General features: G+C 72.4%; 16 protein-coding genes. 7 read left to right on the top strand and 9 right to left on the bottom strand.

Features of this window, described 5'->3' with window-relative positions; translation table 11 throughout:
• Nucleotides 1-28: 28 nt before the first annotated feature.
• Both ACTEI_RS33090 and ACTEI_RS33085 read left to right on the top strand, forming a co-directional pair.
• The gene (locus tag ACTEI_RS33090) at nt 29-862 is read left to right on the top strand and encodes a nucleotidyltransferase domain-containing protein (RefSeq protein WP_122981227.1); all 834 of its coding nucleotides are present in this window, start codon (nt 29-31) and stop codon (nt 860-862) included.
• On the top strand, nt 859-1,605 hold the full coding sequence (locus ACTEI_RS33085; protein ID WP_122981226.1) for a Type 1 glutamine amidotransferase-like domain-containing protein: 747 nt from the start codon (nt 859-861) through the stop codon (nt 1,603-1,605). The genes ACTEI_RS33090 and ACTEI_RS33085 overlap by 4 nt, the downstream gene beginning before the upstream one ends.
• 228 nt (nt 1,606-1,833) lie before the next feature.
• On the opposite strand, the gene ACTEI_RS33080 is transcribed toward ACTEI_RS33085, so the two are convergent.
• A complete protein-coding gene (locus tag ACTEI_RS33080; RefSeq protein WP_372443191.1) occupies nt 1,834-2,043 on the bottom strand; it encodes a hypothetical protein in 210 nt (69 codons plus the stop codon).
• Nucleotides 2,044-2,277: 234 nt separating this feature from the next.
• On the opposite strand from ACTEI_RS33080, the gene ACTEI_RS33075 reads away from it, so the two are divergent.
• Complete coding sequence (locus ACTEI_RS33075; RefSeq protein ID WP_122981225.1) at nt 2,278-3,177, top strand: hypothetical protein; 900 nt, start codon at nt 2,278-2,280, stop codon at nt 3,175-3,177.
• Between the two features lie 4 nt (nt 3,178-3,181).
• On the opposite strand, the gene ACTEI_RS33070 is transcribed toward ACTEI_RS33075, so the two are convergent.
• Together ACTEI_RS33070 and ACTEI_RS33065 are read right to left on the bottom strand one after the other, a co-directional pair.
• Entirely contained in the window at nt 3,182-3,544 is a 363-nt protein-coding gene (locus tag ACTEI_RS33070) for a PH domain-containing protein (RefSeq protein WP_122981224.1), read from the bottom strand.
• A gap of 23 nt (nt 3,545-3,567) precedes the next feature.
• Nucleotides 3,568-3,882, bottom strand: coding sequence for a 4a-hydroxytetrahydrobiopterin dehydratase (locus ACTEI_RS33065; protein ID WP_122981223.1), 315 nt, complete (start codon nt 3,880-3,882; stop codon nt 3,568-3,570).
• A gap of 182 nt (nt 3,883-4,064) precedes the next feature.
• Between ACTEI_RS33065 and ACTEI_RS33060 the strand changes: the two genes are divergently transcribed.
• Complete coding sequence (locus ACTEI_RS33060; protein ID WP_164466218.1) at nt 4,065-4,487, top strand: (deoxy)nucleoside triphosphate pyrophosphohydrolase; 423 nt, start codon at nt 4,065-4,067, stop codon at nt 4,485-4,487.
• Here the strand turns inward: ACTEI_RS33060 and ACTEI_RS33055 are convergent.
• On the bottom strand, nt 4,476-6,014 hold the full coding sequence (locus tag ACTEI_RS33055; protein WP_122981221.1) for a long-chain-fatty-acid--CoA ligase: 1,539 nt from the start codon (nt 6,012-6,014) through the stop codon (nt 4,476-4,478). The two genes, ACTEI_RS33060 and ACTEI_RS33055, sit on opposite strands and share 12 nt — an antisense overlap.
• Nucleotides 6,015-6,158: 144 nt before the next feature.
• Between ACTEI_RS33055 and ACTEI_RS33050 the strand changes: the two genes are divergently transcribed.
• The 3 genes from ACTEI_RS33050 to ACTEI_RS33040 are packed head-to-tail and all read left to right on the top strand — an operon-like array spanning nt 6,159 to nt 9,279.
• Entirely contained in the window at nt 6,159-6,788 is a 630-nt protein-coding gene (locus ACTEI_RS33050; RefSeq protein ID WP_122981220.1) for a TetR/AcrR family transcriptional regulator, read from the top strand.
• Nucleotides 6,785-8,194, top strand: coding sequence for an aldehyde dehydrogenase family protein (locus ACTEI_RS33045; protein WP_122981219.1), 1,410 nt, complete (start codon nt 6,785-6,787; stop codon nt 8,192-8,194). Before ACTEI_RS33050 ends, ACTEI_RS33045 begins: the two co-directional genes overlap by 4 nt.
• The gene (locus tag ACTEI_RS33040; RefSeq protein ID WP_122981218.1) at nt 8,191-9,279 is read left to right on the top strand and encodes an alcohol dehydrogenase catalytic domain-containing protein; all 1,089 of its coding nucleotides are present in this window, start codon (nt 8,191-8,193) and stop codon (nt 9,277-9,279) included. Before ACTEI_RS33045 ends, ACTEI_RS33040 begins: the two co-directional genes overlap by 4 nt.
• Before the next feature lie 48 nt (nt 9,280-9,327).
• Here ACTEI_RS33040 and ACTEI_RS33035 read toward each other — a convergent pair whose 3' ends face one another.
• The 5 genes from ACTEI_RS33035 to ACTEI_RS33015 are packed head-to-tail and all read right to left on the bottom strand — an operon-like array spanning nt 9,328 to nt 13,649.
• A complete protein-coding gene (locus tag ACTEI_RS33035) occupies nt 9,328-9,912 on the bottom strand; it encodes a TetR/AcrR family transcriptional regulator (protein ID WP_122981217.1) in 585 nt (194 codons plus the stop codon).
• Nucleotides 9,909-11,114: an acyl-CoA dehydrogenase family protein gene (locus ACTEI_RS33030; protein ID WP_122981216.1), complete on the bottom strand. Its 1,206-nt coding sequence runs from the start codon at nt 11,112-11,114 to the stop codon at nt 9,909-9,911. The genes ACTEI_RS33035 and ACTEI_RS33030 overlap by 4 nt, the downstream gene beginning before the upstream one ends.
• Nucleotides 11,114-12,121, bottom strand: a complete 1,008-nt coding sequence (locus ACTEI_RS33025; protein ID WP_425321049.1) for a phosphotransferase family protein — start codon at nt 12,119-12,121, stop codon at nt 11,114-11,116. Before ACTEI_RS33025 ends, ACTEI_RS33030 begins: the two co-directional genes overlap by 1 nt.
• Before the next feature lie 8 nt (nt 12,122-12,129).
• Nucleotides 12,130-12,906 carry an SDR family oxidoreductase gene (locus ACTEI_RS33020; RefSeq protein ID WP_122981215.1) on the bottom strand — a complete coding sequence of 259 codons (777 nt, stop codon included), beginning with the start codon at nt 12,904-12,906 and terminating at the stop codon, nt 12,130-12,132.
• The gene (locus ACTEI_RS33015) at nt 12,903-13,649 is read right to left on the bottom strand and encodes an SDR family oxidoreductase (RefSeq protein WP_122981214.1); all 747 of its coding nucleotides are present in this window, start codon (nt 13,647-13,649) and stop codon (nt 12,903-12,905) included. The genes ACTEI_RS33020 and ACTEI_RS33015 overlap by 4 nt, the downstream gene beginning before the upstream one ends.
• Nucleotides 13,650-13,652: the final 3 nt, after the last annotated feature.

Raw genomic sequence — 13,652 nt, 5'->3', positions numbered from 1 at the left:
GGGCGGCCGGCGGGCATAGGGTGGCGGCATGGCTCTCACCGATGCCGAGCTGACCGGGATGGCCGAGCGCCTGACCACCGTGGCCGGGGTGGTCGGCGTGGTGCTGGGCGGCAGCCGGGCCCGGCAGGCGCACACCCCCGAGTCCGACACCGACCTCGGGGTGTACTACCGGGCGCCGTTCGACACCGGCCGGCTCGGCGAGCTGGCGGTCGAGGTGGCCGGCGAGCAGGCCCGGGTCACCGCCCCCGGCGAGTGGGGGCCGTGGGTGGACGGCGGCGGGTGGCTGCGGATCGGCGACCACCCGGTGGACTGGATCTACCGGGACCTGGACCGGGTGCACCGGTGCTGGGCGGACGCGGAGCAGGGGCGGTACGAGTTCCACACCCAGGCCGGTCACCCGCTCGGGGTCCCGGATTTCGCGTACCCGGGGGAACTGGCCCTGGGTCGCATCCTCGCCGATCCGACCGGCGAGCTGGCCGCGCTGCGACGCCGCGTCGTGGTCTATCCGCGACCGTTGGCCGAGGCGCTGGTCGCCGGCCTGTGGGAGGCCGACTTCCTGGTCGGCCTGGCCCGCAAGGGGGTGTCCCGATGCGACACCGGCTATGTCGCCGGGTGCCTGTTCCGGCTGGCCGGGGTCTGCGCGCACGCGCTGCACGGCGCGGCCGGCCAGTACCTGATCAACGAGAAGGGCGCGGTGGCCGCGGCCGGGCGGCTGCCCGGCGCGCCGGCGAAGTTCGCCGAGCGGGTGGACGCCGCGTTCGCCGCGGTCGGCAACGATCCGGTGCGGCTCACGCTGGCCATCGACATCGCCGCGGATCTTGTGCTGGAGACGACCGAGGCCTGCGCGATGATGTTGCGATGACGGCGGAAACTCCCACGATCCTCGCCACCAGCGCCGGGTTCCAGCGCGGCCGGCGGGGCAACTTCGACATCCGGCCCGGCCGGATCCACCACTTCGCGGCCGAATTGGCCAACGCCGGCGCCGCGCCGAAGATCTGTGTGCTGACCCAGGCGACCGGTGACCCCGACAGCCGGATCGGGGCGTTCTACTCGGCCTTCGCCGGGACCCGGTTCACCATGTCGCACCTGCAGCTGTTCCCGATGCCGAACGTCGACGACATCCGCTCGCACCTGCTGGCCCAGGACGTGATCTGGGTGGACGGTGGCAGCGTGGCGAACCTGTGCGCGGTGTGGCGGGTGCACGGTCTGGACGAGATCCTGCACGAGGCGTGGCAGGCCGGCGTGGTGATGAGCGGCGTCTCGGCGGGCTCGATCTGCTGGCACGCCGGCGGCAGCACGGACAGCTTCGGGCTCCGGCTGCGCGGGTTCACCGACGGACTGGGCTGGCTGCCGTACAGCAACGGGGTGCACTACGACGCCGAGGAGCAGCGCCGGCCGAAGATGCACGAGCTGATCGGCGACGGCACGCTGCCGGACGGCTTCGCCACCGACGACGGCGCGGGGCTGGTGTACCGCGGCACGTCCCTGGTGGAGGTGGTCGCGGACCGCGAGGGGCCACAGGGGTACGAGCTCCGGCGCGCCGCCGACGGCAGCGTGACCGAGACCGCGCTGCCAACCCGGGTTCTCCCGGAATATCCGAACTGAACATCTTGTCCGGCTAGACTCTCCGGCGGACCACAACCGCACCGCGATCGACTCCGTTTGAGTCTGCGGAGTCACCCGCAGTCAGGCGGCGCGCCACCGCCGGGCGGTGGCGCCAGGGAACGTTTGTCGAGGAGAGCGATGTCCGATCGGACCGGCAAGACGATGGCGAAGCGGCCCCGCACCCGTGGTGGCGAGGGCGGCAGCTTCCGCTGACGGCGCGACCGGGGGTCAGTGCAGCGCGGCGGTCGCCAGCACGACCAGCACCGCGGACAGCATCAGCGCCAACGCGAGGACCGTGTTGGCGCCGAGGAGCATCGCGAGCCGGTGCGGCTGACCCCCCTCCCCGCCGCCCGCGGGAGCCGGATCGAGATCACCGCCGAGCCTGTCGTGGCCGGGTCTTGGGGCCAGCGGCTTCTGCACGTGAGCCAGCACCGGCATCTCCTCCGGGGGTCAAGGGGGCACCGATCGATTGCGGTGAACTCCCGTAGCATGCGGTGAGCGGATTTCGCCCAGCAACGGTTACTAGTTGGTAACCGCCAGCGCGGTGGCCGAAGTGGCATGTGACGTCCACCGAACGGCTCGCAAAGCCAGGCCGAACAGGGGTCCCGGATCGGGTCACGTCACTCTTCGATGGGATTTGTCCGGTAAGGATCGCTCGGCATCATGGGGAGAATGCCAGCGACGCCGTCCAAGTATCAGACCGTGTTCAGGGGCACCCTGAACGTCCTGGTCGTGCTCATCGGGCTGGCCTCCGGCGTCGCGCAGCTGGTCGAGATCCCGGACCGGGCGGCGCAGTGGACGTTGACCGCGTCCTTCCTCGCCTGCCTGCTCTACTTCGTCATCCGGTTCTGGCAGATCGCCTTCGTCCTGAAGATCCGCCAGCTGCGCACCGAACTGCAGGAGGCCACCAAGGCGCTCGCCCTGCAACGGGCCGGGCACCAGCACTACCTGGACGCCATCCAGCGGATCAGCGACCGGGAGAAGCCGCTCTTCCAGGAGACCCTGGAGGTGATCGTGACGGTCGGCGACGACGACGACAGCGACCGGATCGTCGAGAAGCGGGTCACCACCCCGGAGCCGCTGGTCACCCACCGGACCATGCGGCCGATCATCCCGACCGACGACGACCGGATCGCCCGGCTCGACGAGATCGCGTTCAAGGCGCGCCGGCAGACCACCGGCACGATCACCGCGCTGCCGCTGGAGCAGACCCGGCTGCTGCGCGTCTGGATGATCTTCGACCCGGCGATGACCACGCCGACCGAGTGGCAGGTCGAGTACCGGCCGCTGGGGCTGTGGCGCCCGCTGCGCGAGCGCGGCTGGGACCAGCTGATCTGGGAGGACCGGCTGCCGACCGCGAGCGGCACGCCGTCGGCGTTCACCCGCTTCGTGGTGACCTTCGCGTTCCCCCAGAACGATCAGCCGCCGAGCGTCAAGGAGCGGCAGGGGTACGGCGCGCTCAGCGAGCCGGTGCAGGATCCGTCCGGCCGGTGGGAGGTGATCTGGCGCGACGAGAAACCCGCCGGCCGCCGTTACGTGTGGGATCTGACCCAGGCGGTCGGCGGGCGGTGAGCCGTCAGGCGGCGTGGCTCAGGATGACCTGGTGCACGTGGTGGGCCTTGTCCGAGCCGCGGAACTCGATCTCGTAGACGTGCGTGCCGACGGTGATCGCGATTTCGCCGCTGGAGAAGAACTGGCCGGCCCAGCTCTTGTTGCTGACCACGCTCACCGAGCTCACCTTGGAGTAGGGGATGCTGGTGATGGCGAATTTCTTTCCGACGAAGGACCGGTCCTGGATGATGATCCGCCGGTCGGTCAGGCCGATGAACCCGGTGCCGGCGCCGATCGCGTCGTACACGGCGATGATCGTCTCTCCGTCGAGCAGGCCGCTCTGGATCTGTTCGAGCTGGCCCTTGTTGTCGTATGCGACGTCAGTCATGCGGCGCAGCGTAGTCGCGGGCCCTACGGGGTCTGGACCACGGTGCGGTAGAAATCCTCGATGCGCGCCGCGAGCGTTACGTCACCGTCGGTGATGGCCTCGCCGTCCCGATCACCCAGGCAGATCTGCGTGTGGCCGTCGACGCGCCGGATGCTCGGCCGGATCGACAGCGTGTCCGCGGCCACCTTGATCCGTTCGGTCAGCGCGGCGTGCTGGCTGTCGTCGCAGGCGAGATCACGGCGCAGTTGCACGCCGTCGCGGGTCCAGCCGCTCAACAGCGCGAGGGCGTCGTTCAGATAGTCGGAGCCGGTGTTGTTCCGGCGTTTTCTAGCCCGCATGGCCGCACCCCCCAAAGCGTCGTTGCCGGCTTGTGGCCGAACTGTCGCCGTGTCGTCATGGTCGGTACGCACAGTGTCGTCCGTCGGGACAGCCGTGTCCACGCCCACATATCCGTGTTTGCGTGACGATCGGGGCGGCTCGGGCAACCTGATCGGTGAACTTTTGTGCGATCTTGGATCTCATGCCGTCGGAACAGTACGTCAAGGCGCCGCCATCACCCAGGGTGATTGTCGCGGCGGTGATCACCGCGGGTGGGCGGGTGCTCGCCTGCCAGCGCAGCGCCCCGCCGGAGGCGGCCGGCAAGTGGGAGTTCCCCGGGGGCAAGGTGGAGCCGGGGGAGACCGAGCAGCAGGCGCTGGCCCGGGAGTGCGCCGAGGAGCTCGGCATCACGGTCGAGGTCGGGTCGCGGGTCGGCCCGGACGTGCCGCTGGCCCACGGCCGGGCCGTGCTGCGGGTCTACGCCGTCGAGGTGCTCGACGGCGGCGTCCCGCAGGCGCTGGAGCACTCCGCCCTGCGCTGGCTGGCCGTGGACCAGTTGGACAGCGTCCCGTGGTTGCCCGCGGACGTCCCGATCGTCGCGGAGCTCCGACGGCTACTGACCTGAGTACTGCTTGCGCAGCTCCCGCTTGAGCACCTTCATGCTGGGCCCGAGCGGGAGCGACTCGGCGAACCGGACCTGACGCGGGTACTTGTGCTTGCCCAGGCGCTCCCGGGACCAGTCGATCAGCTCCTGTTCGGTCAGCGGGCTGTCGCCGGGCACCACCACCGCGCAGATCTCCTCGCCGTGCGTCGCGTCGGCCACCCCGATCACCGCGACCTGCTGGATCGCCGGGTGCCGGGCGATGACCTCCTCCACCTCGCGCGGGTACACGTTGAAGCCGCTCCGGATGATCAGATCCTTGGTCCGGTCGACGATGCTGATGAAGCCCTCGGCGTCCTTGACCCCCAGGTCGCCGGTGCGGAACCAGCCGTCGACGACGGCCTCCGCGGTCGCCTCCGGCCGGTTCAGGTAGCCGGCGAAGACGTTGTGCCCGCGGATCACGATCTCGCCCAGCTCGCCGGTGGGCAGGAACTCGATCCGCTCCGGCACCTCCGGACGGGCGATCTCCACCTCGACGCCCCAGATCGGGTGGCCGACGGTGCCCGCCCGGGCGCCGAACGCCGGCTGGTTCGTGGTCGCCGTCGGGGACGTCTCGGACAGGCCGTACCCCTCCCAGATGTGCGAGCCGAACGCCTCGGCGAAGCGCTCCAGCACCGCCACCGGCAGCGACGCCCCGCCGGACACGCACAGCTTGAGCCGGGGCAGCCGCTCCGCCTTGGCAGCGGCCTCCAGCAGGCCGATGTACATCGTCGGCACGCCGTGGAAGATGGTCACGTTCTCCCGCAGCATCAGCTCGATCGCCGCCTCGCCGGAGAACCGCGGCAGCAGCACCAGCGTGCCGCCCAGCCGGAACGTGGCGTTCATCCCGACCGTCTGGCCGAAGGTGTGGAACAGCGGCAGGCAGCCGAGCACCACGTCCTCGCGGGTGAGCGGGTGCACGTCGAACACGTTGACCGCGGCGTTCATGACGAGGTTGAGGTGGGTGAGCAGGGCGCCCTTCGGCTTGCCGGTGGTGCCGCTGGTGTAGAGGATCACCGCGACGTCCTCGGCCTCGCGGGTCACGTAGGTGGGCAGCGCGGGCACCCGGGCGGACACCTCCTCCAGGCGGTCCGGCGAGCTGGGCAGATCGGCCGGCAGCGGCCCGACGTTGACCAGCGGGGTCCCGGAGATCCGTGCCGCGGCCGCGCCCACCTGCAGCATCGCCGAGTGGGTGACCAGCAGGCGGGCGCCGCTGTCGGCCAGCACGTAGGCGACCTCCTCCGGGGTGAGCAGCAGGGAGACCGGCACCACCCGGGCGCCCACGGCCAGCGCGGCGTAGTAGACCCGCGGGAAGTCGGCGACGTTCGGGATCATCACGGCCACCGTGTCGTCCGGCCCGATGCCCAGCTCACGCAGGCCCGCCGCGTACGCCCGGGTCTGCTCCCACAGCTGGTGATAGGTGATCCGGGCGCCCGCGTCGATCACCGCGACCGTCTCCGGGTGGCGCCGTGCGCTCTCGGCGAGAACGGTGGCCAGGGACAGAGTCGTCATGCTGGGTGCCCTCCGATCGTCCTGCGTCTGTTGCGCCTCGCTCCGCGGCTCGCGAAGTGATGTACGTCGCAGCTTGCGCATAAACTAGCGGCGTAAGTTTTTGCGCGTCCAGTGTTGATTTCCGATTCCCAGGGAGTTTCCGAGATGGCCAGGCCCCGGCAGGCGCTGCTCACCCGCGAGCGCATCGTCGAGGCCGCCTCCGCCCTCATCGACGCGGAAGGGCTGGAGGCGTTGTCGATGCGCCGGCTCGCCACCGAGCTCGGCGTGCAGGGCCCGTCGCTGTACAACCACTTCGCCACCAAGGCGGAGATCGTCGACGCGGTCGCCGAGGCGGTGGTCGCGCAGGTGGACATCGGGGTGTTCGCCGACTGCGACTGGCGCGAGGGGCTGCGGCTGTGGGCCAGGTCGTACCACGCGGTGCTCGCCGCCCACCCGAACATCGTCCCGGTGCTGGCCACCGGTCCGGGCCGGCGCCCGCACGGGCTGGCCATGGCCGAGGCGGTCTACGGCGCGCTGATCGACGCCGGCTGGTCGCGGTCGCGGGCCACCCACATCGGCGCGCTGATGCGCTACCTGATCACCGGATCCGCGCTCGGCTCGTTCGCGCTCGGCTTCGCCGACGACCCGGAGCTCTACGACCGCTACCCGCACCTGCACCGCGCCCACGAACTGGCGGCCCACCGCGCCGCGGTCGACGAGGGCGCCTTCGAACTGGGGCTGGACGTGCTCATCGCCGGCCTGTCCGACCACTACGACCAAGGGGTACGCCGATGACGTCGGAATTCCGCGACAAGCTCTACCTCGGGGGCGCGTGGGTGCCGCCCGAGTCGAGCGACCGGATCGAGGTGGAGAACCCGTACACCGAGCGGGTGATCGGGCACGTGCCGGCCGGGACCGCCGAGGACGTGAACCTCGCGGTCTCCGCCGCCCGGCAGGCCTTCGACGGCTGGGCCGGCGCTCCGGCGGCCGAGCGCGGCGCCGCCCTGGACCGGCTGCACCGGGCGCTCTCCGCGCGCTCCGGCGAGATCGCCCGCACCGTCGGGCTCGAACTGGGCTGTCCGCTCAAGGTCGCCCAGGCGGTGCAGGCCGGGCTGCCGCTCACGGTGCTTCGCGGGTACGCCGACCTGGCCGCCCAGCCGGTCGAGGAGGAGACGATCGGCAACTCGCTGATCGCCCGGGAGGCGGCCGGCGTGGTCGGCGCGATCACCCCGTGGAACTACCCGCTGCACCAGGTGGTGGCCAAGGTGGGGGCGGCGCTGGCGGCCGGGTGCACGGTGGTGCTCAAGCCCAGCGAGCTCACCCCGCTGGTGGCGTACCTGCTGATCGACGCCGCCGACGAGGCGGGCCTGCCGGCCGGCGTGCTGAACCTGGTCACCGGGACCGGCCCGGTGGTGGGCGCGGCGATCGCGAGCCACCCGGACGTCGACATGATCTCGTTCACCGGGTCCACCGCGACCGGCCGGGCGATCGCGCACGCCGCCGCCGACCGCATCGCCAAGGTCTCCCTGGAGCTGGGCGGCAAGTCGGCGAACGTGATCCTCTCGGACGCCGACGTGGTGAAGGCGGTCAAGGTGGGGGTCGGCAACGCGTTCCTCAACTCCGGCCAGACCTGCACCGCGTGGACCCGGATGCTGGTGCACCGCAGCCACTACGACGAGGCGGTCGCGCTGGCCGCCAAGACCGCGGCCGGCTATCCGACGGGCGACCCGTTCGACCCGGCCACCCGGCTCGGCCCGCTGGTCTCCGCCGGCCAGCGGGAACGGGTCCGCGGCTTCCTGGAGCGCGCCGGCGCCCGCCCGGTCGCCGGCGGGCTCGACGCGCCGGTGCCGCCGACCGGCCACTTCGTCGCGCCCACCGTGCTGGCCGACGTCGACCCGGACAGCGAGATCGCCCAGGAGGAGGTCTTCGGGCCGGTGCTGTCGATCATCCCGTTCGACTCCGACGACGAGGCCGTGGCGATCGCCAACAACTCCAGGTACGGCCTGGCCGGCGCGGTCTGGGGCGGCGCCGAGCACGCCCTCGCGGTGGCCCGGCGCCTGCGCACCGGCGCGGTCGACGTGAACGGCGGCCCGTTCAACCCGTTAGCGCCGTTCGGCGGATACAAGCAGTCGGGCGTGGGCCGCGAGCTGGGCCGGTACGGTCTGGAGGAGTTCCAGCAGGTGAAGGCGATCCAGCGATGAGCCACTACATTCCCGCTCTGGTGGTCCGCTCGGCCGGTGTCCCGGCCGGCGTCGAGCAACTGCGCCTGCCCGAGGTCGGTCCCGGCCAGGTGCGGGTCCGGATCCGGGCGGCCGGTGTCTGCCACTCCGACCTGTCGATGGTCAACGGGACGCTACGGCCGCCGCACCCCCTGGTGCTCGGGCACGAGGCCGCCGGTGAGGTGGTCGAGGTCGGCGAGCACGTCACCCGGGCCGCGGTCGGCGACCACGTGGTGCTCAACTGGCAGCCGCCGTGCCGCTCGTGCTGGTTCTGCGAGCACGGGCAGCCGTGGCTGTGCGCCACCTCGTCCGGGGTGGCCGCGCTGGAGAACGGCATGACCCTGGACGGCGCCCCGGTGCACGTGTGTCTCGGGCTGGGCGCCTTCGCCGAGCAGGTCGTGGCGCCGGAGAGCGCGGTCATCGTGGTCCCCCGGGAACTCGACTTCGCCCTGGCCGCGCTGCTCGGCTGCGCGGTGCTGACCGGCTCGGGCGCGGTGCGCAACACCGCCAGGGTGCAGCCGGGCGAGTCGGTGCTGGTGATCGGTCTCGGCGGGGTCGGGTTGTCGGTGGTCGCGGCGGCCCGGGCGGCCGGCGCCGGGCAGGTCATCGCGGTGGACGTCAGCGAGGCGAAGAAGGGGCTGGCCGAGGCGGCCGGCGCGACCGAGTTCGTGGTGTCCTCCGACGCGCTCTCCAGGGACGTGCGGGAACGCACCGGCGGGCGCGGCGCGGACCACGCCGTCGAGTGCGTCGGCCGGGCGTCGACGATCCGCGCGGCGTGGCGGGCCACCCGGCGCGGCGGCCAGGTCACCGTGGTGGGGATGGGCGCGGCCGACGACATGGTGCAGATCGGCGCGCTGGACGTCTTCTCGTCGGCGCGCACGCTGCGGGCGTCGGTGTACGGCCAGGCCGACCCGGACCTGGAGGTGCCGGCCCTGGCCCGCGAGGTGCTCGACGGCCGGCTGTCGCTGGACCACCTGATCACCGACCGGATCCGGCTGGCCGACGTGCCGGCCGCCTTCGAGCGGATGGCCCGCGGCGAGGGGGCCCGCTCGGTGGTCCAGCTCTGACCGGGCACGGCGGCGGACCGGCGTGGTCCGCCGCCGCGCCCGGCGGGCTCAGTCCGAGCCGTGCAGCAGGGCGTGCACGCCGCGTGCCAGGGCGGCCTGCGCCGCCTCCACCGGCAGGTCCATCGCCTCGCGCCAGGTCGACCAGGCCGGCCACAGGCTGATCGCGGTCAGCGCGTTCAGCAGGTCCTCGTCCGACCCGATCTCCTCGCCGAAGGTGCTGGTCAGCTCGTCCCGTACCCGGGCGACGTGGAGTCGCCGGTAGCGCTGCAGCGCGTCGGAGAACGGCTCCTTCAGGGCGGACGCCCGCGCCGCCGGCCCGATCTCCTCCAGCAGGCGGGCCCGCTGCGCGCAGAACCGCTCGATCCGCTCCGGCAGCGGGAGGTCCGGCGGGATCGGCCGGTACGACGCGTCGCGCTGCGCCAGCACCCGCTGCCCACTGGCCGCCATCAGCGCCTCCATGTCGGCGAAGTGGCTCCACAGCGCGCGCAGCGAGACGCCGGCCAGCTTGGCGATCCGGTCCGCGGTGGGGCGCAGGTCGCCGTCGGCGATCAGCTGGAGGTGGGCGTCGACGATCGCGTTGCGGGTCCGCTCGGACCGGGCGGTGCGGCCGTCCACGCGTGGCGGTGTGGTCACGGACGGCTCCGGTGACGGCTCAGCTCGCGGCGCGCCAGCGACCGCTTGTGCACCTCGTCCGGGCCGTCGGCCAGCCGCAGTGTGCGCGCCGCCGTCCAGAGCGCGGCCAGCGGCGTGTCCTGGCTGACCCCGGCCGCGCCGTGCGCCTGGATCGCCTTGTCCAGGATCCACTCCACGGCGGACGGCACCACGATCTTGATGGCCTGGATCTCGGTGTGCGCGCCCCGGTTGCCGACCGTGTCCATCAGCCAGGCGGCCTTGAGCACCAGCAGCCGGGCCTGCTCGATCCGGACCCGGGACTCGGCGATCCAGTCCTGGATCACGCCCTGCTCGGCGAGCGGCTTGCCGAACGGCATGCGGCCCAGCGCCCGGGTGCACATCAGCTCCAGACCGCGCTCGGCCATGCCGATCAGCCGCATGCAGTGGTGGATGCGGCCCGGGCCGAGCCGCGCCTGGGAGATCGCGAAGCCGCCGCCCTCCACGCCGATCAGATTGCCCACCGGCACCCGGACGTTCTCGAAGACAAGTTCGGCGTGGCCGCCGTGGTCGCCGTCGGTGTAGCCGAAAACGGTCATGCCCCGCTTGACGGTCAGCCCCGGGGTGTCGCGCGGCACCAGCACCTGGCTCTGCTGCACGTGCCGGTCCGCGTCCGGGTCGGTCTTGCCCATCACGATGAAGATCCGGCAGTTCGGGTTCATCGCGCCGGTGATGTAGAACTTGCGGCCGTTGATGACGTACTCGTCGCCGTCCCGTTCGATCCGGGTGCCGATGTTGGTGGCGTCCGAGGAGGCCACCTGCGGCTCGGTCATCGCGAAGGCGGAGCGGATGCTGCCGTCGAGCAGCGGCTTGAGCCACCGCTCCCGCTGCTCGGGAGTGCCGAACTCGGCCAGCACCTCCATGTTGCCGGTGTCCGGCGCGGCACAGTTGAGCGCCGCCGGGGCGATCGCCGGGCTGCGCCCGGTGATCTCGGCGAGCGGCGCGTACTGCAGGTTGGTCAGCCCGGCGCCGTGCTCGCCCGGGAGGAAGAGGTTCCAGAGGCCGGCGTCCTTCGCCCGGGCCTGCAGTTCTTTCAGTACGGCCGGGGGCTCCCAGCCGTCGCCCCCGGCATGGAACTCCGCCTCGGCCGGGTACACGTGCTCGTCCATGAAGGCGAGCAGCCGCTTGCGGTAGTCCTCGGTCCTCGCGTCGAACTCGAAGTCCATCAGTGTCCTTCCAGCGCTCGATGGCCCTGCTCGATCAGCTCGGGCACCATCGCGCCCACGGTGTCGAAGCCGGCGCCGACGGTCTGGCCCCTGGTGAAGCGGTAGTGCACGCCCTCCAGGATGACGGCCAGTTTGAACGCGGCGAATCCCACGTACCAGTGCAGATCACCGACGTCGCGGCCGCTGCGCGCGGCGTAGCGGGCGGCCATCTCGTCCAGCCCGGGGTGGCCGGACAGGTCCAGCGGGGCGACCGGCGTGCCGTCGCGCACCAGCAACGGGCGGCCGGCGTAGACCAGCATCAGGGCGAGGTCGCTGAGCGGGTCGCCGAGCGTCGACATCTCCCAGTCCAGCACCGCGTTGACCGCCAGGTCGGGGCCGATCAGCACGTTGTCCAGCCGGAAGTCGCCGTGCACCACCGCGCCCGGGCCGCCGGCCGGGATGTCGGCGGCCAGCCGGGCGTGCAACTCCTCGATACCGGACAACTCCCGGCTGCGCGACGCGTCCAGCTGCTGTTTCCAGCGGCGCACCTGGCGGGCGTTGAAGCCCTCCGGCCGGCCGAAGTCACCCAGCCCGATCTCCTCCGGCGCCAGCGCGTGCAGGTCGGCCAGGGTGTCCACCAGGGTGAGCGTCAGGCGGCGCAGATCGATCTTCGCCAGCTCCGCGGCGTCCCGGTAGATCGTCCCGTCGACGTGTTCCATCAGGTAGAACGGCGCCCCGATCACGTCGGTGTCGGCGCAGAGCAGCAGCGGCCGGGGCACCGGGAAACCGGCCCGGGACAGCGCCGCCAGGACCCGGTGCTCGCGGGCCATGTCGTGGGCGGTGGGCAGCACGTGCCCGAGCGGCGGGCGGCGCAGCACCCAGCGGTTGGTCCCGTCGGTGACCGCGTACGTCAGATTGGACCGGCCGCCGGCGAACATCGCCGCGCTCAGCGGTGGACTGTCCAGGTAGGTCCGCAGCCGCTCCAGGTCGAGGCCCTTCACCGCGCCCACCGGCGATCCGCTTCCCACGCGCCCGATCACGCCGCGCCCTCCTCGATGCCGCGCTGCAACTTGTTCATGCCACCCAGCCAACGGTCCGGATCGGTGGCGCGCAAGCGGTAGTAGTCGGCCACCTCCGGGTGCGGCAGGATCAGGAACCCGTTGCCCGTCAGCGACTCGGCCACCAGGTCGGCCACCGCCTCCGGGGCCAGCGCCCCCTCGGCGAGCAGCGCCGCGCTCCCGCTGCCGCGGGCGGCGCCGCCGGTCAGCATGTCGGTGCGGACCCCCTGCGGGCAGAGCGCCTGCACGATCAGACCCCGGTGGGCGTACGTCGCCCGCAGCCACTCGGCGTAGGCCAGCGCCGCGTGCTTGGTCACCGAGTACGACGCGCTGCCCAGCAGCGTCAGCAGCCCGGCCGCGCTGACCGTGATCAGCAGCCGCTTCGGCCGGCCCGAGTCCAGCCACGTCGGCAGCAGCGCGCGGGTCACGTGCACGTGCGACATCACGTTGACCCCGAAGTCGCGCTGCCAGCTCTCGTCCGGGGTGTTCTCGTCACCGGCGGTCAGCACGCCGGCGTTCGAGCAGAACAGGTCGATCCCGCCCAGTTCGGCCTCGGCGGTCGCGACCAGGCGGCGTACGTCGGACTCGGACGCCGCGTCGCCGGTGACCGCGACGCCGCCGATCTGTCCGGCCACCGCGGCGGCCGCGTCGGCGTTCAGGTCGTTGACCACCACCCGGGCGCCGTCCGCGGCGAACCGCCGGGCCAGGGCCGCGCCGATCCCGCCGCCGGCGCCGGTCACCACGACCCGCTTCACTGCACCGCCCCGGTGAGGGTGACCCCGCCGTCGATGACGATGGTCTGGCCGGTGATCCAGGCGGCGTCGGCGGAGCAGAGGAAGGCCACCGCGCCGGCCACGTCGTCGGTGGTGCCGAGCCGCTGCAACGGGTACGTCGCCGCCACCTGCTCCTCGCGCCCCTCGTACAGAGCGGTGGCGAAGCGGGTCTTGACCACGGCCGGCGCGACCGCGTTGACTCGGACCCTCGGCGCCAGCTCGACGGCGAGCTCCTCGGTGAGGTGGATCAGCGCGGCCTTGGTGGTGCCGTAGAACGCGATGCCGGGCGCCGGTCGCACGCCGGACACCGAGGAGATGTTCACGATCGAGCCGCCGGCGTCGGCCAGCCCGCCGCGCAGCGCCTCCTGCACCCAGCCGAGCGTGCCGATCAGGTTGACCTCGGCCATCTTGCGGGCGGCGTTCAGGTCCAGGGTGGCCAGCGGCCCGTACGCCGGGTTGATCCCGATGTTGTTGACCAGCGTGGTGACCGGCCCGAACCGCTCGCCCACCGCGTCGATCACGGCCGCCCGGTGTGCCGGGTCGTCGCCCTTGCCGGCGATCCCCAGGGCCACGTCCGGGCCGCCCAGCTCGCGCACCGCGGCCGCCAGCGCGTCCGCGTCCCGCCCGGTGATCGCCACCCGCGCGCCCTGGGCGACGAAGCGTTGCGCGACGGCGAATCCGATGCCGCGACTGGCTCCGGTCACGATCGCCACCTGATCCGCCATCGC

It is taken from the genome of Actinoplanes teichomyceticus ATCC 31121 (assembly GCF_003711105.1).
In the GTDB taxonomy this organism is placed as follows: Bacteria; Actinomycetota; Actinomycetes; order Mycobacteriales; family Micromonosporaceae; genus Actinoplanes; species Actinoplanes teichomyceticus.
Note: the sequence above shows the minus strand (reverse complement) of the source record. Positions and strands in the feature narration are given on the sequence as shown.